Origin of the sequence: Nonomuraea longispora (genome assembly GCF_004348345.1) — a bacterium.
Lineage (GTDB): Bacteria > Actinomycetota > Actinomycetes > Streptosporangiales > Streptosporangiaceae > Nonomuraea > Nonomuraea longispora.
This window is the reverse complement of record NZ_SMJZ01000168.1, coordinates 1-20,447: the sequence shown is the minus strand read 5'-3', so window position 1 is coordinate 20,447 and position 20,447 is coordinate 1. Positions and strand designations below refer to the sequence as shown.

General features: G+C 72.8%; 13 protein-coding genes and 1 pseudogene. 2 read left to right on the top strand and 12 right to left on the bottom strand.

Annotated elements, in window-relative coordinates:
* Together E1267_RS32845 and E1267_RS32840 are read left to right on the top strand one after the other, a co-directional pair.
* A partial coding sequence (locus tag E1267_RS32845) for a GH92 family glycosyl hydrolase (RefSeq protein WP_220449787.1) occupies window positions 1-4,675 on the top strand: 4,675 nt, incomplete at its 5' end.
* A 262-nt stretch (window positions 4,676-4,937) separates the two neighbouring features.
* Window positions 4,938-5,765: an alpha/beta hydrolase family protein gene (locus tag E1267_RS32840; RefSeq protein WP_132338335.1), complete on the top strand. Its 828-nt coding sequence runs from the start codon at window positions 4,938-4,940 to the stop codon at window positions 5,763-5,765.
* 3 nt (window positions 5,766-5,768) lie between these two features.
* Here the strand turns inward: E1267_RS32840 and E1267_RS32835 are convergent, their stop codons facing one another.
* From E1267_RS32835 to E1267_RS44825, 12 genes and pseudogenes are all read right to left on the bottom strand, one after another.
* Window positions 5,769-6,689 carry a phosphotriesterase family protein gene (locus E1267_RS32835; RefSeq protein WP_132338333.1) on the bottom strand — a complete coding sequence of 307 codons (921 nt, stop codon included), beginning with the start codon at window positions 6,687-6,689 and terminating at the stop codon, window positions 5,769-5,771.
* Window positions 6,686-7,912, bottom strand: a complete 1,227-nt coding sequence (locus E1267_RS32830) for an FAD-dependent oxidoreductase (protein ID WP_132338331.1) — start codon at window positions 7,910-7,912, stop codon at window positions 6,686-6,688. Before E1267_RS32830 ends, E1267_RS32835 begins: the two co-directional genes overlap by 4 nt.
* Before the next feature lie 13 nt (window positions 7,913-7,925).
* Window positions 7,926-8,612, bottom strand: coding sequence for an SDR family oxidoreductase (locus E1267_RS32825; RefSeq protein WP_132338329.1), 687 nt, complete (start codon window positions 8,610-8,612; stop codon window positions 7,926-7,928).
* Window positions 8,609-9,379, bottom strand: a complete 771-nt coding sequence (locus E1267_RS32820; protein WP_220449786.1) for a sugar isomerase domain-containing protein — start codon at window positions 9,377-9,379, stop codon at window positions 8,609-8,611. The genes E1267_RS32825 and E1267_RS32820 overlap by 4 nt, the downstream gene beginning before the upstream one ends.
* Window positions 9,376-10,239: an ROK family protein gene (locus tag E1267_RS32815; protein ID WP_132338327.1), complete on the bottom strand. Its 864-nt coding sequence runs from the start codon at window positions 10,237-10,239 to the stop codon at window positions 9,376-9,378. The genes E1267_RS32820 and E1267_RS32815 overlap by 4 nt, the downstream gene beginning before the upstream one ends.
* On the bottom strand, window positions 10,233-12,308 hold the full coding sequence (locus E1267_RS32810) for a GH36-type glycosyl hydrolase domain-containing protein (RefSeq protein ID WP_132338326.1): 2,076 nt from the start codon (window positions 12,306-12,308) through the stop codon (window positions 10,233-10,235). The genes E1267_RS32815 and E1267_RS32810 overlap by 7 nt, the downstream gene beginning before the upstream one ends.
* Window positions 12,305-13,078 (bottom strand): carbohydrate ABC transporter permease, encoded by a 774-nt coding sequence (locus E1267_RS32805; protein WP_132338324.1) that lies wholly within the window; start codon window positions 13,076-13,078, stop codon window positions 12,305-12,307. The genes E1267_RS32810 and E1267_RS32805 overlap by 4 nt, the downstream gene beginning before the upstream one ends.
* Window positions 13,071-13,988, bottom strand: coding sequence for a carbohydrate ABC transporter permease (locus E1267_RS32800; protein WP_132338322.1), 918 nt, complete (start codon window positions 13,986-13,988; stop codon window positions 13,071-13,073). Before E1267_RS32800 ends, E1267_RS32805 begins: the two co-directional genes overlap by 8 nt.
* Entirely contained in the window at window positions 13,985-15,229 is a 1,245-nt protein-coding gene (locus tag E1267_RS32795) for an ABC transporter substrate-binding protein (protein ID WP_165959929.1), read from the bottom strand. Before E1267_RS32795 ends, E1267_RS32800 begins: the two co-directional genes overlap by 4 nt.
* A 5-nt stretch (window positions 15,230-15,234) precedes the next feature.
* Window positions 15,235-16,029: a GntR family transcriptional regulator gene (locus E1267_RS32790; RefSeq protein WP_132338318.1), complete on the bottom strand. Its 795-nt coding sequence runs from the start codon at window positions 16,027-16,029 to the stop codon at window positions 15,235-15,237.
* A 380-nt stretch (window positions 16,030-16,409) separates the two neighbouring features.
* A complete protein-coding gene (locus E1267_RS32785) occupies window positions 16,410-16,943 on the bottom strand; it encodes a hypothetical protein (RefSeq protein ID WP_132338316.1) in 534 nt (177 codons plus the stop codon).
* Window positions 16,940-20,447, bottom strand: a pseudogene (locus E1267_RS44825) (amidoligase family protein); the annotation flags it as partial. The pseudogene E1267_RS44825 and the gene E1267_RS32785, both read right to left, overlap by 4 nt.

Genomic DNA, 20,447 nt, shown 5'->3' with positions numbered 1-20,447 from the left:
GATTCCCAATCCCGGCCCTTCGGGCACCCCAGCCCCCGGCCCTTCCTCCAGCCCGCCGCCCGATCCGACGGCGAGCGAGCCGCCTCCGTCCGCCGAGCAGGCGCGGCGCGCGGCGCGGGACGGGCAGAAACTGGTCCAGGAGGAAGGAGCGGCCTTCGCCTCCTCCTTCGAGACCGGCGACCCCCAGCCGGCCTGGGCCGACACCCCCGAGACCGACGCCAAGGGCGACAAGAAGGCCGAGAACGTCGTCGGCACGCTGCCAGGCGGCATCGAGGGCGGCGTCTCCGACAAGATCGCCCGGATCACCGTCAGCGGCGAGTTCTTCGACTCCGGCGAGGTGAGGGAGAACCTCGCCGACACCGACGCGAGCACCAAGTGGCTCGTGGACAGCGGCACCGGCTGGGCGCAGTACGAGCTGTCCGAGCCGGTCGCCGTCGTGCACTACGCGCTGACCTCCGCCGACGACGCGCCCGAGCGTGACCCCCGTGACTGGCAGCTCCAGGGCTCGCAGGACGGGCAGACCTGGACGACGCTGGACACCCGGACCGGCGAGACGTTCTCGGCGCGTCACCAGCGCAAGAAATACCGCTTCACCAACACGAGCGCCTACTCCCACTACCGGCTGAACGTCACCCGCGTCGGCGGCGCCCCCATGTTGCAGCTGGCCGAGTGGGAGCTGTCCGACGGCGACGCCGGCGGCCGACCGCCCGGCGACATGCGCAGCCACGTCGGCGAGGGCCCGACCCGGGGGTACGTGTCCAAGCCGCGCGCCGGCTTCACCGGCCTGCGCGCGTTCCGGTACGCGGGCGGCACCACGTCGAGCGAGGGCGGCTACTCCACCAACAAGGTGTTCGAGGTGGACATCCCGGTCACGTCCGGGATGGAGCTGTCCTACCTGGTCTTCCCCGAGTTCACCGCGGCCGACCTGCGCTATCCCAGCACGTACGTCTCCGTGGACCTGGCCTTCGGCGACGGCACCTACCTCAGCGACCTGAAGGCCGTCGACCAGCACGGTGTCCGGCTGGCGCCCCGGGAGCAGGGCGAGTCGAAGACCCTGTACGCCGACCAGTGGAACTTCAAGCGCGCCGAGATCGGCAAGGTCGCCAAGGGCAAGCGGATCAGCCGCATCCTGGTGGCCTACGACAGTCCCGTGGGCGAGGCCGGCTTCCGCGGCTGGGTCGACGACATCAAGATCGTCTCGGAGCGGAAGCGGCAGCCGTACGAGGGCCGCGGCGGCGACCAGCGCTCGCCCTCGCAGTATGTGCTCACCACGCGCGGCACCCACTCCACGGGCGGGTTCTCGCGGGGCAACAACTTCCCCGCCACCGCCGTGCCGCACGGCTTCAACTTCTGGACGCCGATGACGGACGCGTCCTCGACGCGATGGCTCTACGAGTACCACCGGGCCAACAACGCGGCGAACCTGCCCGAGATCCAGGCGTTCACCGCCAGCCACGAGCCCAGTCCGTGGATGGGCGACCGGCAGACGTTCCAGTTCATGCCGTCGGCCGCCGAGGGGACGCCCGACCCGTCGAGGACCGCCCGCGCGCTGCCCTTCCGCCACGAGCGGGAGGTAGCCCAGCCGCACCTGTACGCGGTCACCTTCGACAACGGCCTGAAGACGGAGATCGCGCCCACCGACCACGCGGCGCTGGCCCGCTTCACCTTCCCGAAGTCGTCGGCCAAGCTGATCTTCGACAACGCGACCGGCGACGGCGGCCTGACCCTGGACGTGCCGGGCGGCGTGGTCACGGGCTACTCCGACGTGCGCAGCGACCTGTCGACCGGGGCCACGCGCATGTTCTACTACGCGACCTTCGACCGCCCGGTCACCGGCGGCGGCAAGCTGACCGGCGAGGGACGCGACAACGTGCTGGGCTACCTCGCGTTCGACGCTGGACAGGCGCGCACGGTCACCATGCGCATCGCGTCCTCGCTCATCAGCGTCGAGCAGGCCAAGCGCAACCTGGAGCTGGAGATCGGCGCCTCCGACACGCTGGAGCAGGTCAGCGAGCGGGCACGCAAGGCGTGGGACGCCAAGCTCGGCGTCATCGAGGTCGAGGGCGCGAGCCACGACCAGCTCGTCACGCTGTACTCCAACCTGTACCGGTTGTTCCTGTATCCCAACTCGGGTTTCGAGAACACCGGCACCGCCGACCGGCCGGTGTACAGGCACGCCGTGCAGTCGGCCACCGAGACCCCGCCCAGCACGCCCACCGAGACCGGGGCGAAGGTGGCGGACGGCAAGGTGTACGTCAACAACGGCTTCTGGGACACCTACCGCACCACCTGGCCGGCGTACGCGCTGCTCACGCCGAAGGCCGCCGGTGAGATGGTGGACGGGTTCGTGCGGCAGTACGAGGACGGCGGCTGGATCGCGCGGTGGTCCTCGCCGGGCTACGCCGACCTGATGGTCGGCACCAGCTCCGACGTCGCCTTCGCCGACGCCCACCTGAAGGGGGTCACGGGGTTCGACGCCGGGACCGCCTACGAGGCGGCGCTCAAGAACGCCACGGTCGCCCCGCCCACCCGCCACGTGGGGCGCAAGGGCCTGTCCACCTCCGTCTTCCTCGGCTACACGAGCACGGAGTCGACGGGCGAGGCCATGTCGTGGGCCATGGACGGCTACATCAACGACTTCGGCATCGCGAACATGGCCAAGGCGCTGGCCGAACGGTCGAAGGGCGCGGAGCGCGCCCGCTACCTGGAGGAGCACGAGTACTTCAGGAACCGGGCGCTCAACTACGTGCACATGTTCGACCCCGCGGTCCGCTTCTTCCAGGGCAGGAGCGCCGACGGTTCGTTCCGGCTCAAGCCGGACGCGTACGACCCGCGCCACTGGGGCCACGACTACACCGAGACGAACGGCTGGAACATGGCCTTCCACGTGCCGCAGGACGGCCGCGGCCTGGCCAACCTGTACGGCGGCGCGGACAAGCTGGCCGGCAAGCTCGACGCGTTCTTCGACGACCAGGAGACCGCGCTGTTCCCCGGCTCGTACAACGGGATCATCCACGAGATGCGCGAGGCCCGCGACATCCGGATGGGCCAGTACGGGCACAGCAACCAGCCCTCGCACCACATCCCCTACATGTACGACTACGCGGGACAACCGTGGAAGACCCAGGCCACGGTGCGCGAGGCACTCTCGCGGCTGTACCTGGGCAGCGAGATCGGCCAGGGGTACCCGGGGGACGAGGACAACGGGGAGATGTCGGCCTGGCAGGTCTTCGGCGCCCTCGGCTTCTACCCGCTGCAGATGGGCAGCCCCTACTACGCGATCGGCTCGCCGCTGTTCACGAAGGCGACCGTGCGCCTGGAGAACGGCAGGAAGCTGGTGATCAAGGCGCCGGGCAACAGCGCCCGCAACGTGTACGTCCAGGGGCTGAAGGTCAACGGCAAGCCGTACGGGAAGACGTACCTGCCGCATGACCTGATCGCCAAGGGCGGCGAGCTGGTGTTCGAGATGGGGCCGAAGCCGTCGCGCTGGGGCACCGGGAAGGACGCCGCTCCGCCCTCGATCACCGGCGACGACCGGGTCCCGACGCCGCTGCACGACCTCACGGGCCCGGGGCGCGGCACGGCGTCGGCGCCCGGCGACGCGGACGTGAGCGCGCTGTTCGACGACGACTCGGCCACCGGGGCGACGCTGCCCGAATGGGTGCGGTACTCCTTCGACGGCGAGCGCACGGCGCGCTACTACACGCTGACGTCCGGCTCGGGTGATCCCGTCCAGGATCCGTCCGGGTGGGTCCTGGAGGGCTCCAAGGACGGCAACGCGTGGAAGTCGATCGACAAGCGGGCGGGCGAGAGCTTCCGGTGGCGGTCGCAGACGCGCCCGTTCAAGATCACCAGTCCGAGCGCGTACCCCCATTACCGGCTCAGGTTCACCGACGGCAGGACGGTGTCGCTGGCGGAGGTGGAGCTGCTCGCTCACGAGCCGCCCGGCACATCGACGCTGGTCGTCGAGAGCTCCGGGGTCTTCGCCGCCCCCGGCGAGGCCGTGAAGCTCTCCGCGACCGTGGGCAACCACGGCACCAGGCCCGCGAGCGGGCGGCTCACCGCCACCGGGCCGGAGGGCTGGACGGTCAGGCCCGCCTCCGCCCGCTTCGGGCCCCTCGCGCCGGGCGCGTCCCAGAGCCTGACGTTCGAGGTGGCGGTGCCGGCGACGGCCGGGCCCGGCAGCCACGCGGTCAGGCTCGCCGCCACCTCCGGCCAGGGGTCGGCCGGGGAGCAGGTGGCGATCACGCTGATCGGCGACACCGTGGAGTTCACGCCCGGCACCCCGGCCGAGGAGCCCTGGCTCCTGGACGCGGGCGGGTCGAAGCTCGACGGCGAGGTGCACGACGGGCGTGCCCGCTTCACCGACGGCGAAAGCCACGCCACCTACCGGTTCGAGCTGCCCGCCCAGGTCACGGGCGGGTCGCTGACCCTCGACATCGCCAACCACTACCTGGTGGAGGTCTCGACCGACCAGCAGACCTGGCGGACGGTGCTGCGGGAGGAGGACGACGTGCGCGACCGGTCCAACCGGGCGGAGCACACGTTCGACCTGACCGACCTGCGGGGCGACTCTCCGGGGTTCTACCTGCGCATCGGTGACAGCAGGCCGGACGACGGCTGGGGGTCCTGGCTGGCCAGGGTACGCCTGGAGCTGGACCGTACGCAGGCCTGACGGGTGGAGCGGCGGCCACCCGGCCGGGGGTGGCCGCCGCGAGCAAGTGGAACGTTCACACGTACGCACCCAGGTCGATCAGCCCACGTTGCGCTCTTGACGATCACCGCCGCTCGCCCCAGAATCCGGGAAATCGATTTCACCCAGGGCAGCGGCTTCCCGGTCTGCGGCGCGAGTGGATAGCGTGTGCGCCGTCAGACGTGTTGACAGGGTGGCTGGCGAAGCGAAAGATACGGTCATCCGTACAATTTGTGGAGGGTGCATGAAGCTCATGGCCGCCGTGGTGCTGCTCCTGGGGGTCCTGGTCTCCCCAGCGCGGGCCGCCGACACGATCGAGGCCCACTACGCGGCAGCGGGGCCATGGGAGGTGGCCACCGCCGACGTCGCCGCCGGCTATCGCATTCACTACCCGGCCGACCTGGGCGAAGGAGGCGTCGAACACCCCATCGTCACCTGGGGCAACGGCACGGATGCCGTGCCCGCCCAGTATCCGGGAGTGCTCGAGCAGCTCGCCTCCTGGGGGTTCGTGGTGATCGCCACGACGGACACGACGACGGGCACCGGCGCGGAGATGATCGACGCCGCGGAATATCTGGTGGCCAGGAACGGCGACTCCTCCAGCGTGTTCCACGGCAAGCTCGACGTCGGCAGGGTCGGCGCCGTCGGCCACTCGCAGGGCGCGGGCGGCTCCGTCAACACGGCCACCAAGTCGGGCGGCCTGATCTCGTCGGTCGTGCCGATAGCGCTGCCCGCCCCGATCTGGGTCGACCCGGACGACGCGTTCCACGTGGACCAGCTCGACTGCCCCGTGCTCTTCCTCAGCGGCACCCAGGACGGCATCATCTCCCCGCACTCGGCGATCCGCGCCTACTACCAGGCCGTCCCCGGCCCCGCCGCCAAGGCCATGCTCAAGGGGGCCGGCCACAACACGATCCAGGGCGACGGCGGCGGCTTCCTCGGCTACCTGACCGCCTGGCTGATGTACACCCTCCAGGGCGACACCTACGCCCGCGGCGCCTTCGCCGGCTCCACCCCGGAGATCGGCACCAACGCCTCCTGGAACAACACCGCCCAGAAGAACCTCCCCTGAGCCTCAGCCGATCGCGAAGGCCGCGGCGGCGTTGCCGGTCAGCGCCGCCCGCGCCACCTCGCCGAGCCCCGCGGCCTCCAGCCGCGGCACGAACCTCTCCAGCAGGTACGTCAAACCAGGCCCGCCGCCGAGACTCGGCCAGTAGGACCTGCGGGCGAGGTCCATGCCGAACAACAACCGGTGCCCGAGCCCCCGCCCCGCGAGCGCCTCGACCAGCGCCACGACGTCGCTGTCCGGCCCGTACTTGACCCGGCCCGGCCGGTCGAAGGCGAGGTAGGCGCCCCGCTCCGCCAGCGAGACGAGATAGCCGGGGTCGGGGTTGTGGTCGATGTGCCCGAGCACCACCCGGTCGACGTCCAGCGCGTCCAGCAGCTCGTGCCCCATCGTGCCCTTGTCGCAGTGGGTGACGACCGGGGCGCCGGTGCGGCGCGCGGCCTGGGCGACGGCGCTGATCAGCCGGACGTGCGGCAGCCGGTGGTAGCCGGCGGCGAGCTTGATGGCGCCGGCCCGCGCGGGTGAACGCCGCACGATCGGTCCGACCAGGCCGAGCTCGTCCATGCCCTCCTCGATCTCCGAGACCAGCAGACGGGCGATCTCGTCGGCGTCGTAGTGGTGCAGCCAGTGCGCGTCGCTGTAGTACGTGCTCTTGTGGAAGCCGGTCACGGCCACCACGTGCAGGCCGGTGCGCTCGGAGAGCGCCCGCATCAGCCGGGGGGCGCGGCCGAAGCCCAGCGGGGTCATCTCCACGACGGCGTCGAGCCCGTGCCGTCGCGCCGCCGTGACCTCCGCGACGGCGGCCTCCAGCGAGTCGAGCCGGTAGTCGGGCTCGTTGCGCACGGGCCAGCCGCCGGTCATGAACAGGTGCTCGTGGGAGTAGGTGACGCCGAGCTCCCCGACGTCGCCCAGCACGGTGCGGACCGTCACAGGATGGCTCCGTTCGCGCGCAGCCGGCCGCGCAGGACGTCCACGTCGACGTCCGCCGGTTCCGCCGCGCTCTCCACCGCGAGGGCGGCGGCCGTGCCCGCGGCCTCCCCCATGGCCATGCACTGCCCCATCGAGCGGGCGGAGGCGTGCGCGTCGTGGGTCGCGGACAGGGATCGCCCCGCCACGACCAGGCCGGGGGCCTCGGCGGCGGGCAGCAGGCAGCGGTAGGGGATGCCGTAGGTGCCGTGGTCGCGGACGTACTCCCAGCGGGTCCCCGCTCCCGCGTCGTGGTCCTCGATGGGGGCGCCGCAGCGGGCGATCGTGTCGGGATGGTCCCGCCCGGCCAGTACGTCCTCAGCGGTCAGGACATATCGGCCTTTGAGGCGTCGGGACTCCCGCACCCCGATCCGGATCGACGTGCCCAGCAGCACGGCGGAGCCGTACCCCGGGACCTTCTCCCGCAGGAAGCGCACGTACGCGTCCGCCTGCCGCCGCCCCTCACGCTCGGCCCGCGACAACTCGAGCGGGTCGGTGGGATCCAGGCCGCTCACCCGCGTGAGGTTGGCGTGCACGATGCCGTCGTGCACCGTCCTGTGCACCGACCCGTCGCGCCGGGCCAGCCCGTAGGCGTCCCCCGCCTCCTCCATGAGAGCGCGCAGCTCGGCCGCCGAGGTCGCCGACAGGTCCACGCCGCCGAGCCGGAACGTCGTGGTCATCGGCTGCAGCCGCATGCCGGGCCGCTCGACCGCGGCCCCGGCCCGCCAGGCGATCTCCGCGTCCCCTGTGGCGTCGACCAGCACCGGCGCCCTGATCGCGAACCGCCCGGCGACGGTCTCCACCTCGTCGCCCGTCCCGCAGACCCGGGCGTGCAGGAGGACGGTGACGCCGGCGGTGAGCTCGTCCCACACCAGCTTGAGCGCCTCGGGCTCGTACGTGACCCCCGTCCCCGCCCCGTAGGTGTTGGGCCGCTCGAACGCCGACCCGGTGGCGAACAACCGCTCGCACACCTCCCACCCGATGCCGCCGACCACCCTCGGGGACGTGGGCCCCGGCGCGTAGAAGCCGTAGAAGGTGTCGAGCACCGCCGCGCCGGTGCCGCCGAGGTACCCGGCACTCTCCACCAGCAGGCAGCGGGCGCCGGACCTGGCGGTTGCCACCGCGGCGGCGCACCCCGCGCTGCCTCCCCCCGCGACGATCACGTCGCCTTCCCACAGCACGTTCACCGCAGCGTTCCTCTCATCGCAGATGCCAGCCGCCGTCGACGGGGATGACGGCTCCTGTCGTACGCCCTGCCGCGGGCGACAGCAGCCAGAGCACGGCGGCGGCGATGTCCTCAGGGGTGCAGAGCCTGGCCCCCAGCGGCATGAGCTCGGGCAGCCTGGCCTGGATGGCGCGGTCGTTCTGCGCGCGGCGGCTCATGGGGGTGGCCACCAGGCCGGCGGAGACCAGGTTGATCCGCACCCCGCGCGGCGCCGTCTCGCGGGCGGCCGACCTGATCAGCGGGATGAGCGCCCCCTTGGACGAGGCGTAGGCGACGGTGCGGAAGTCGTCGTCGAGCGTGGTGCCCAGTGCCGAGCCGACCACCACGATCGACCCGCCCTCCTCCATCGCGGGGATGGCCGCGCGCAGCAGCCGGAACACCGACGTGTGGTTGACGCGGTGCACCTCGTCCCACGCCTCGTCGCCGCACGCGGTGACGCCGCCGTCGCCCAGCGCCCTGCCGGACATGCCGACCGCGTGCACGACCCCGGTGATCTTCCCGTAGGCCGAGGCCTGGGCGATGGCCTGCTCGGCCCCGCCCGGCCGGGTGATGTCCAGGTCGTTGTCGAGGTCGGCGCCGAAGACCTGGCCGCCCGCCGCCCGCACCGCCTCCACGCAGGCCCGGCCGATGCCGCCGGCGGCCCCCGCCACCACGACGGTCATGCGCCCGGCTTCCTCAGCACCTCGCAGGCCCGGCGCGCGTGCTCCAGGTAGGCGGCCTCGAACAGCTCGTCGGAGCGCTCCCGGCCGACGAGCTTGGCGCTGGAGATCACCGGCGGCACCAGGCCGTCCTCCGCGAGCAGCTCCGCCGTACGGACCTTGATCTCGTTGACCACGGCGACCACCGCCAGCGTGCTGCCCGGCCCGACCGGCTCGGCCAGCCCCTCGACCCGGCACAACGCGTCGCCCACGGGCGTGCGCAGGTCGATCACCACGTCGGCGTGGTCGGCCAGCCGGGTGCCGCTCGGATGGCCAGGCTCGACCGCGTACGTCTCCCGCGACGACGTCACCGCGACGACGGGCACGCCCGCCTTGCGCAGCCCCATGGCCATCTCGATCGGGACCGCGTTGAGGCCGCTGACGCTGAACACGATCGCCGCGTCCGTCGGCCGCAGCTCGTAGTTGGCCAGGATCTGCTCGGCCAGCCCCTCGACCCGCTCGACGAACATCGCCTGCCGCATCCCGTTCGCCCCCGCGACCTGGGTGTAGAACGTCGTCGACAACTCCACGACGGGGTGGAAACCGGGGTAGGAGCCGTAACGGGGGAACAACTCCTCCACGCCCATGCGCGAGTGCCCGGTCCCGAACGTGTGCACCACTCCCCCGTCGCCGATCACCCGCGCCGCGATGCCGGCGGCGGCGGCGATCGGCTCCTCCTGCGTACGCTCGATCTCCCCGAGCAGCTCCATCGCCTGCCTGATCCACTTCACTGCGGCTCACCTCCGTAGAGCGCCGCGCCGATCGCCCCGGCCCACGGGCCGAGCGCGGCGGGCGACACCGTCACGTCACCGATGAGCGGACGTCTCCGCTCGAACTCGTCGCGCATGGCGCTCAGCATGAGGTCGAGCGCCCCGGCCACTCCGCCCCCGACGACGATCGTCCCTATCCCGAGCAGCGCCGCCGCGTCGCCGAGCGCCACTCCCAGCGCCCGTCCGGCCCGGCTCATCGCCGCCGCGGCCTCCCGGTCGCCCGACCGCGCCGCCGCCGCGACGGCGGCAGCGGTGGCGAAGCCGTCGAGTCCCCGCACGATCGCCGGGGCCGCCGCGTACGTCTCGACGCAGCCCCGGTTGCCGCAGCAGCACGGCGGCCCTGAGGGGTCGGCCGTGATGTGGCCGACCTCGCCCAGGTTGTCGCGGGGCCCCGCGAGGATCTCGCCGCCCAGCGCCACCGCGCCGCCGACGCCCGTCCCGAGCACCGCGAACAGCACGTCCGACCTGCCTCGGGCAGCGCCCGTGCGGAGCTCGGCCAGCGCGAACGCGCGGGCGTCGTTGACCACGGCGACCGGCAGCCCGGTGCCGGCGCTCAGTTGCGGCCCGACGGGGAAATCCGTCCAGTCGCCCGGCGGGTTGGGCACGAACCGGGCGATCCCCGCGGCCCGGTCGACGTGGCCGGGCAGGCCGATCCCGATGCTCGTCACGCCCTCACGTACGAGCCCGCGCGCCAGCTCCACCACCGCGCCCGGCCCTGGCGGCGTCGGCGCGGAGCCCGAGCCGAGCACCTCGTGGTCCGCGCCGAGCATCGCCCACTTCACGGTGGTGCCCCCGACGTCGACCCCGAGCCGCGTCACCACGTGAGGGGTCCCGCTCCGGACACGGAGCCGGACGGGGTGATCAGTTCCACATGGCCGGTGGCCGCGAGCCGCCCGTGCCCGTCCGGCGTGACGGTCAGCGCCCGGCTCCCGAACGACGCGCCGCCACCGACGTGAAGGCGGCCCGACCCGTCCGGTACGACGCCCAGCAGCCGCAGGTAGGCCAGTAGCGGCTGGGCGTGCGCGTGCAGGTTGGCCACCGGGTAGGCCTGCATGGCGACGCCGAGGTCGGCCAGGTCCCAGGTGCGGCCAGGGCGGGCCGCCTCGGGCGGCAGGTAGGCGTCGGGGCCGGACAGCGTGCCCTCCCACACCTCCGGGTAGGCCGCCGCGTGGGAGGCCAGCGACATCCGCCGCCACCACGACCAGCCAAGTTCGGGGGCGTGCTCGGCGGCGGCCCAGATGAGCGTCATGTTGATCGCGTACCAGACCGCGCCGTCCCCGGCCTTGCCGCCCGGCAGGGCGGGCCAGCGTACGCGCGCGCCCAGGGGCGATCCGGCGGCGGCCGTGGCCTCGATCGTGGTCAGCAGTTCGCGGGCCCGGTCCGGCGTGGCGGCCCCGCAGAGGATCGCCCACGGCTGGACCTCCAGCCACAGGTCGTCCTCCCCGACCACCACGCCCGGGCCGTAGGCGCGGCGGAACCAGCGTCCGGTCCACTCGCCGGCCACCAGGTCGCGCAGGGTCGCGCCCAGCCCGCGCGCCTCCTTGCCGGTCGCGTGGTCGCCGAGCCGCTCGGCCAGCGCCGCGTAGCGGGGGAGCACCCAGGCCGCCATCGCGGAGTTGAGCACCGACTCGCCGCGTTCGACCATGTCCTCGGCGGGTGCGCCGCTCCTGGAGATCGCCAGGTCGTTCCAGTCGGCGTTGAGGATGCGCACATGCCCGTGGTCGCCGCGCCCCACCACGTCGGCGAAGAAGCGGAACTGCCGTCGCAGGTGCTCCCCCAGCGGCACGGGCGGCGCGTCGTGCACCGGGTGGAAGGGCACGTCCGCGCCGAACGCGGCCACGTCCCCGGTCGCGGCCAGGTACTCGGCGGCCAGCCACAACGCCCACAGGTTCTGGTCGGACGGCCGGAACAGGTCGGTCCACGGTGACTTGTCCGGCCCCAGCGCGTACGGCAGGTCGCCGTCGGGGCTCCCCCAGGCGCAGGTGTTGCGCAGCACGGACAGGGCCAGGTCGGGCTCGGTGTACACGAGGGGCAGCGCGTGCTGGAGCGGGTCGCGCGCGGCCCCGTTGAACCCGTGCCGGAAGGAGTAGCACGAACCCTGGTCGAGGGTGTGGCCGCCGAGCACACCGTCGGCGCAGGCGCCGCCGGTCAGCAGCGCCGCGTGCCAGGGCACCTCGCGCTCGGCCTCGGGAGCCTGGCCCGCGTGTGCCCGGGGCAGCCGCGCGGCCAGCCCGGCGAGGCTCTCCTCGGTGCCGCCGATCTCCTGCGCGTCCTCGCCGAGCAGGCCGTAGCGCAGCTCGACGGTCCGCTCGCCGCCCGGTTCCACGTCGAGGGGAATCGTGAGACGTCCCGCGCGGGTGCGTTCGCCGCCGATCAGCTCCAGTTCGAGTCCGGGGTCGGGGGCCGGCGCCGGGCCGCTGATCAGGCGGACGTCGGCCGGACGGGACTGCCATTCCTCGGTCAGCGGCAGGCGTACCGGCTCGTCCGTCAGGTTGCGCACGCGCAGCCGGATCAGCACCCAGGGCTGCTCGCCCTCCGGGCAGAGCACGGTGCGCTCCAGCCGGACCCGCTCGTCCGCGACCCGCACCACCGCGAACGCCGGGCCGAACAGCCGCTCGGTCGTGGACCCTGCGGTCGACAGGCCGCCGGCCGTGGCGACGCCGGTCTCGCGGGTCAGCCAGCGCAGCCCGGTGTGCTCGTCGAACAGGTCGAAGCGCCCGTAGTTGTCGGCCACCAGCGTGATGCGCCGGTTGCCCAGGTGGACGACGTGCCGCCGGGTCGGCGGATCGAGGATCGGGTCCCACGACGCGCGCGGGTCGCGCTCCTGGTCCATCGTGTACGAGAACGCGGGCAGGCCGTGGACGAGCGTCCACTCGCCGAAGGCGGTCACTTCTTGACACCCCCGAGGGTCAGTCCGGCGACGTAGTAGCGCTGGAGGAAGAACATGAGGACGATCGGCGGCACCGCGGTGACGAGCGCGGCGGTGGTCATGAGCCGGATGTCGTAGCCGATCTCGGTCTGGAGCTGGGAGATCCCGACCGGCAGCGGCCACAGCGCCGGGTCGTTGGCGACGAGCAGCGGCCAGAGCAGATTGTCCCACTGCGTGAGGAACTGCAGCAGGAACAGCGTCAGCAGCGCGGGCCGCAGCAGCGGGACGGCGATGGTGGCGAAGATCCGGACCTCGCCCGCGCCGTCCACCCGCGCCGCGAGCAGCAACTCCTCGGGCAGGCCGAGGGCGAACTGCCGGACCAGGAACACGCCGAACGCGCTGATCATGCTCGGCACGATCATGCCCTGGTAGGTGTCGATCCAGCCGAGCTGGTGCACGATCACGTACACGGGCACCATGACGACGGTGGGCGAGAGCGCCAGCGTGCCGACGACCAGCACGAACAGCACCTTCTTGCCGCGGAAGCGGAGCCTGGCGAGCGCGTAGCCGCTCGCGCCGGCGAAGAGCACGTCGAGCAGGCCGATGCCGAAGGACAGGATGAGGCTGTTGCGGAAGTAGACGGGGAAGTCGCCGCCGGCGAACATCTCGGCGATGTTGGCGAACAGGCTGAACTCCGCGCCGCCGCCCTCGGGCGCCGAGGCCACGACTGCCATGACGCCGACGGGCAGCAGCATGACCGCGACCACCAGGCAGAGCAGGACCCTAGTCATCGCCACCGCCGCGCAGGAAACGGAACTGCACGAGCGACAGCACGACCAGCACCGCGAGCAGCACCATGGCCATGGCCGAGGCGTAGCCCATGCGCTCGAAGCCGAAGGCGTTCGACCACATGTAGTACGGCAGCACCTCCGTGGCGCCCGCCGGTCCTCCGCCGGTCAGCAGGAACGCGGGGATGAACGCCTGCATCGACCCCACCACGGCGATGACCAGCACGAAGAGCAGAGTCCTGCGCAGCAGCGGGAGGGTGATCGAGAAGAAAGCGCGTACGGGCCCCGCGCCGTCCAGCGCGGCCGCCTCGTACACGCTGGGCGGGAGCCCCTGGAGCCCTGCCGTCAGGATGATCACGAAGAGCCCGAGGTGTTTCCAGGTGACCATGATCACCAGGGCCCAGAGCGCGATCCCGTCATCGGTCAGCCAGGACACCGGGCCGAACCCCGCGACGCCGAGCACCGCGTTGGCCGGGCCGCCGTCGGCGTAGATGATGCGCCAGACCACGGAGGTGGCCACCAGCGGCATCACCGCGGGGATCATCATCAGACCGCGCAGCACGCCGTTGAGGCGCCCCGGTCGCGCCAGCGGCACGGCGATCGCCAGGGCCAGCACGATCGACGGGATGACCGAGCCCGCCGTGTAGACGAGGGTGACCTGGGCGGAGTTCCAGAATCCCGGGTCCTCCGCCATCTTGCGGTAGTTGTCCAGGCCGACCCACTCCGGCATCCCGGCCAGGTCGTAGCGGGTGAAGCTCAGATAGGCCGCCGACAGGAACGGCAGCAGCCAGAACACGCCGAAGTAGATCGCCGCGGGCAGCGCCAGCAGCCCGCCCGCCCGGCCTTCCGCCCGTCGCTGTCCCTGGCCTGACAGCGTGGCCGGGCGGCCGATCCGCAGTTGGACGGTTGTCACAGCGCGAGCCGCATCGCCTGGTCGAAGTCCTGCGCCGCCTGCTCAGGGGTCTTCTTCCCGTGGGCCACGGCGTCGCCCGCGTCGGTGAGCGCCTTGGCCATCTCGGCCCACACGGGGGTCCGCGGGCCGAAGTCGGCGTCGGGGGCGGAGGCCGCCATGATCTCGATGGCCTTCTGGTCGGCGCCTTCGAGCTTCTCCCAGCCCGTGATCGGGGTGAGCGAGCCCGCGTCGCGCAGCTGCTCCGCCGCCACGTCGGGCCGCTGCAGGTAGTCGATGAAGTGCCAGGCCGTGTGGGGGATCTCGCTCTTCTCCGCCACCGCCCAGCCCCAGGTGTAGGCGGGCACCACCGCCGGACCGGCGTCGAAGCGCGGCATAGGCGCGATGTCGTAGACCTTGCCGAACTCCAGCTTCTTGTCGAGCGTCGGCAGCAGGTCCATCGCGAACAGGCCGGAGACGATCATCGCCGCCTCTCCACTGGCGAACAAACCGAACGCGGACAGCGGGTTGGACAGCTTGGCGTTGCCCAGGCCGGCGTAGAACCGCAGCGCTTCCACCCCCGCGTCGGTGGCCATCGTGGCCCTGCTGCCGTCGGGGCTGAGAATCGTGCCGCCCTTCCCCTTGACCAGGGCGAGCAGTTGCATGACCGTCCACTGCGGGTTGCCGAGGATCCACTGCAGGCCGACCTTCTTCCCGTCGGCCGAGGTCAGCCGCTTGCTGTAGTCGGCGACCTCCTCCCACGTCGTGGGCGGCTTGTCGGGGTCGAGCCCGGCCTCGGCGAACCGGTCGCGGCGGTAGTAGAGGTAGCAGAGGGTGTAGTCGGTCGGTACGCCGTACGCCTTGCCCTCGTAGGTGAGCGAGTCGACGGCCGTCTTGTCGAAGCCGCTGCTGAGCGACTGGTCCGCGGGCGCCAGGCGGCCCTTGCGGGCGTGGCCGGGGATGGTCCAGCCGCCGACCCTGAACACGTCGGGCGGGGAACCGCCCGTGAAGGCCGTGAGCAGCTTGGTGTCGAGCTGGGCCACCGGGATGAAGAGCGGCTTCACGCCGACCTCGCGGAACTCCCGCGTGTACTTCTCGACCAGCGGGGTGAAGACCGCGTCGTAGGCCCGCGTCTGGTGCAGCCAGACCGACAGGTCGCCGCGCGGCACGCCGTCGGCGGGGGCCTGGGGCTTGTCCTCCCGGCCGCCGCACGCGGCCAGCACGGGCGCGAGCGCGGCGGCGGCGAGCAGGCTCCGTCTGGACACACGGTTCATGTCGGCCCCTGACCCATCAGGGCGTTCTTCGCGTCGTTGAGCTCGACGGAGAACACCGTGATGTCGCCCCTGGCGTGGCGGATCGTGTATTCGAGCGGCAGCCCGCCTTCGGTGACCGTCGAGCGTGCGGTGGCCAGCAGGGCGGCGGCCATGGGCACGTGCAGCAGCCCGGCCAGGCGGTAGTCGGCGTTGACCGCGCCGATCGTCTCCTTGCCGGAGGCCGGGCTCAGGCCGTACTTCAGCCGCAGCAGGCCGTAGAGCGAGCCGGTCAGGTCCTGGTCGAGGATGCCGGGCACCAGCTCGGCGGGCAGATGGGCGCTCTCGATCATGCAGGGCTCGTCGTCGAGCATCCTGATGCGTTCGATGAAGACGATCCCCGCGCCGGCCTCCAGGCCGAGGGCGGGGGCGAGGTCGGCGGCGCACGGCTGCATGCGCGCCTCCAGCACCCGCGTGGTCGGCTTGCGGCCCAGCCGCGCCATCGTCTCGGTGAAGCCGGCCGGCCGTGAGCCCAGCTCGGAGGTGACGCCGGCCGGGGCGGTGTAGGTGCCGCTGCCCTGCCGGGCCACCAGCAGCCCCTCCTGCACCAGGTCGCCGATCGCCCGCCGCGCGGTGGCCCGGCTGACCCCCGCGAAGGCCATGAGGTCCTTCTCGGCCGGGATCGGGGTGTCGGGCACGCACTCGCTGATCACCGCGCGCAGGCGCTCGCGCAGCTGGTAGTAGAGCGGCACGGCGGCGCCGGGTTCCAGAGCCAGCCGCCGCGCCCAGTCGATGTCGGTCATCCGGTGCCTCACGCCCACGAAGTTGTACGGACGACCGTATCTTTTCGGTCGGCGTGCACGCCTGTCAATGGAACCTGCCCAGGAGGCCCGGTTGTTGGTGGCGGAGGTGCGGCCGTCCCCGCTCTGCGCGGAGTAGGCGAGCGCGTTCCCGGCCGGCACCGGGTCGGGGGCGGGCGGCCTGGTACGGGCGCACGCTGGTGGCGGTGGACCTCTGGTTCCCCCTGCGCCTGCGGCGCGGCCCACGACAGGTCGCGTTCCTGCCGTGGTTCGTTCGACCGCACGTGCCGTGGGGCCTCGCCGTTCCGGCGGTCGCGGGGGGTCGTTCGTCGGATGGCGGTCGTCCGGCACAGGGCGCTGGGGAAGGGAGAACGGAACGCCCCACGGCCGCCGGCTCACGGCTCCTCGGCCCTGATGTTCAGCGTGATCGCGCCGGCGGCGTGCAGGCTGGTCAGCAGGGTCCGGTCGCCGGCGGGGTCGAGCCAGATCTGCAGGTCGGCAGGCCCCTGCGGCCTGGGCAGCGGGCCTGCGGGCTCGTAGAAGGCCGCGACCAGCACCAGGGGCACCGGCGCCTTCCACCGGACGGGGGCGGGGGGTTCGTGCCGGCCGCCGAGGATCACGGCGCGCTCCGCGTCGTCGCAGGCGTCGAGCCGGTGTCCGGCCGCGAGCCGGGCCTGGAGCCCGACCTGCACGTCCATGGCGAGCCGCACCCGCGCCGCCGCGCGCTCGCCGTCGGTGGCGAGATCGCCGTACCCGGGAATGAGCAGCCCGACGAGGTCGGCCACGTCGCCGGCGTACCCGCGGAGGCTCCCGCCCGCGAAGATCATCTCGAAGCGGTACGGCCGGCCGTCGTTCCTGAGGGGAGCGGCCGGAGGGGCCTCCGCCGATGAGCCGTTACGGACCACCACGACGGCGTCGTGTCCCCTCATGTGCCCGGCACCCATCGTGTGGCGGCGTACAGGGCCGTGAGCTGCTCCTTGTCGGCGGCCCGCCAGAAGAGCTCGTCCATCAGCGTACGGAAGGCCAGGCTGCCCCGCTCCGTGACGTCCAGCGCGGGATCGTGCGCGAAGAGCTCGGCGTGGGCGCCCACCTCGTCGTGCCGGCCGCCGTTGGGGTGATCGCCCAGCGCCGCCGTGCGCAACGCCGCCTCGACCAGCGCTAGCGACACCTTGACCTGCGACTGGATCACGGCGGGGTCGAGCGAGCCGTCCCACAACCGCAGCTCGACGTGGTCGTGCGCGCTGCCGCGCACCGCCTCCATGTTCAGCGCCACCTCGCGGGGCCCGGCGGCGTACGCCGCCGGGCCGATCGGCTGGTAACCCGCGGCGGGCAGGTTGTTCGGCCAGCAGTAGGCCAGGCCCCGGTGGCTCGCCCGCTCCGGGTTCTGCGCGAGCCTGAACAGCGTGTCGGCGTGGTGACCCGCGTAGCGCAGCAGCCCGGCGTGGTGCTCCACGATGTGGTCGTAGTCGTGGGCGCTCACGTGGACGTGCCCGCCGGTCGAGACGCTCGCCGTGCCGCCGTGGGAGCGGATGATCTCGCAGGCGATGCGGAGGTTCTCCCACGTGGCGGGCTCGTCGTACAGGATGGGCGAGACCAGCTCACCCGCGACCGTGCCGTCCCGCTCCAGGCTCCACAGACCGCGCCCGCCCTCCTTGCCCGGACGGTAACCGGCACCGCGCATCGTGTGGCGGCCGTGCATCTGGGCGTCGCCGGTCAGACCGGCCTCGTGCAGAGAACGGGCGATCGCCTCCAGCCTCATGACGTCGGTACGGTCCGGCAGGTCGAACTCCAGCTCCAGCCCGAACCCCCTCCCCCGGTCACGGTCGGCGAGGGACGCGGTGGCGTTCCCCATCATGTACGGGATCACCGTCTCCCCCGCGACCGCGCGTTCCATCACCCGCTCGTAGGCATGGCGGAACGCGGAGAAGTCCCTCGTGTACGACACCTCGGACCGCTCCGGCCAGCGCCGCCACGCCTCGACGCGGGAGTCCAGCGAGGCTACCCGTTCCCGCTCCGCCACGGCCAGCGGATCGGGGCCGGCCAACCGGGACAACGAGCGGCGCAGCCGGGAATGGGCACGGTCGTACGCCTCCTGCGCCTGCGCGTGCTCCCGGACCGCGGCCTGCCGAGCCTCCCTGACGACCGCCGGGGACAGATCGTGCAACCCCGGCGGGACATGCCGCGGCCCCTGCCACCGCCCGGCCCCGTCACGGCCGGCGGGCGGGGCGAGGGCGTCGAGCAGTTCCCGCCGATCCACCGGCCCGAACAGGTCGAACCCGGCCTGCCGCACGTCGGCCGCCCTCCGCGTCAGCCGTTCCACGGAATGGCCGAACCCCGCCTCGGTGGCCAGCCGGCGCAGCGGATCGAACGCCCACAACCGGGACGGCGTCTCCGAGCGGGCGAGCTCGGCGAGCCGCGCCAGCGAGCGCGCCTCGTCGTCGCGGGGACGCGCGAAACCGTGCTCCTCCGCGAGCCGCAGCCCGTCCCAGAGGTAAGGGTCCCGCTCCCGGTGCGCGACGAGTAGACCGGTGAGCTCCTGGGCGTTCGTCGCCCGTACGAGGTCGGCGCCGTACGCCTGCGACTCCTCCGCCAGGCGGACGAGATGCCTGACGGAGCCGCCCAGGCCGGCATCCAGCGACAACCGCGCCAGCGCGGACCCGTCGTGCCCCCCGCCGAGCCTCGGGCGGTCGACGATCCCGTCGAGGTGAGCGAGCAGCCGGGCCGTCGCGTCGCCGGGCTCCGGCACGGCGTGCCTCTCCGCGAGCACCATCCCGTTCCACAGGGCAGGGTCCTCGTTCCAGAACTGCTCCATGCCTCGGCGGAAGGCGCCGGCCTCGCCCTCCCCGGCCGGCAGATAACCGTTCTCGTGGGCCGTACGGACGGCCACGAGCAGCTCGGCGACACGATGAGGACCCGGCCCCACCTGCCCGCTGCGCAGGGGAGCGACGAAATCCCTGACCCTGCTCTGGGTCAGGGGCTCCCCCATCATCCTGAGCATGAGCCCGGCCGTACGCGCCTGCGCGGCGGTGACCTCCCGCAGCCCGAACAACTCCCGATGGCGGTAGCCCTTCCAGCGGAAGGAATCCGCCGCCATGCACGCCCTGAGGGTGTCCGCCAGCGCGGCACGACCGGCGGCGCCGTCCGGGGCCATCGCGAACCGCTCGGCGTCGTTGTAGAGGTCGACCAGGGCGTCGATGTCCCGGTGCAGGCCGACCTCGTCCGCCAGCCGGTGCACGGCCCGCTGCGCCGCCGACTCGCCGGAGATCCTGCTCATCCGCGCCAGAGCCCTCGCCGTCGTCTCGCTGTCGTTGACGACGCCCAGTTCCCGCCTCAGCCGCCGGCCCTCGGCCAGGAGCTCCGCATCGGGCACGGGCCGCGGGGTGTCCCCGCCGGGAGGCGTCCAGCGGTGCACCACCGCCGCGGCCTCAGCGAAGTTCCGCGACCGGGAATCGGCGACCGGCCAGAACTCACCGGGTGCCGGGCGGGCGCCCATGGGATCCACGGGGTCCAGGACCGGCGCCCTCCCGTCATGAGGCGTCCACGTCGACGTCAAGGTCACCGGCTCGGCGTGGGGCGGTCGCGTACCGGGGTCGCGCGGCTGCCGGGCGGCGCTCGCCGCTTCCCCTTGACCACCCACCGGTTCACCGGACGCCGGCCGCTGGCGAACGTGGTCGACGTGGTCGACGTGGTCGGGGCGCCCGGCCCACTCAGGCGCGGGGTCGGCACGACCGTGGCCGGCGCCTCCAGCTCTCTCCTGCGCGGAACCGGGATCCACGGGTTCCACAACGTGAGCGGGGTGCTGGTCGGTCGTGCTTCCCGAGGGGACGTTGATCGGCAGGACATTGGCCGTGAGCAGCGGACCACGGGGGAGTCCGGCCGGCTGTACCCCCTGGGAGGACGGCTCGCCGATCGGGCTCGGCTCGGCCGGGTGGAGCTGCGCGGGACGTGTGGGGCTTCCGGCGTGTTCGGGGCCGGACAGGGGCGTGTCGTGGCGCCGGGTGACCTCACCCACGATCGTCTCCCCCCGGTGCGGCTGGCCGAGGGCGCCGCCCGGTTCGGGCGTCTGCCGATTGATCAGGGCGCCGACGTCCTCGTGGTGCCCGGGCTGCGGATGGAGCACCACGGCCGAGCCGCCGGCGCCCCGCGGGACGTCGTCACCTCCACCCGCCGGAGGCGACCCGTCCGCGGCTCGCGGAACAGGCACGGGCGAAGTGCCGGACATGCCCGAGCCGCTGCTGCCGCTGCCGACGTCGGTGCCCGTACCGGGTGCCGTGCCCGTGCCGGGGTCCGTGCCGGGGTCCGTGCCCGTGCCTGGGGGTGTGCCGGTGCCGGAGGCCGGAGCGCTGTTGGCCGGAGCGCCGGAGGCCGGGGTTCCGTCAGTGGGAGTGCTGGTGGCGGGGGCGGTGGAAGCGTAGGTGGCGCCGTTGGAGGCG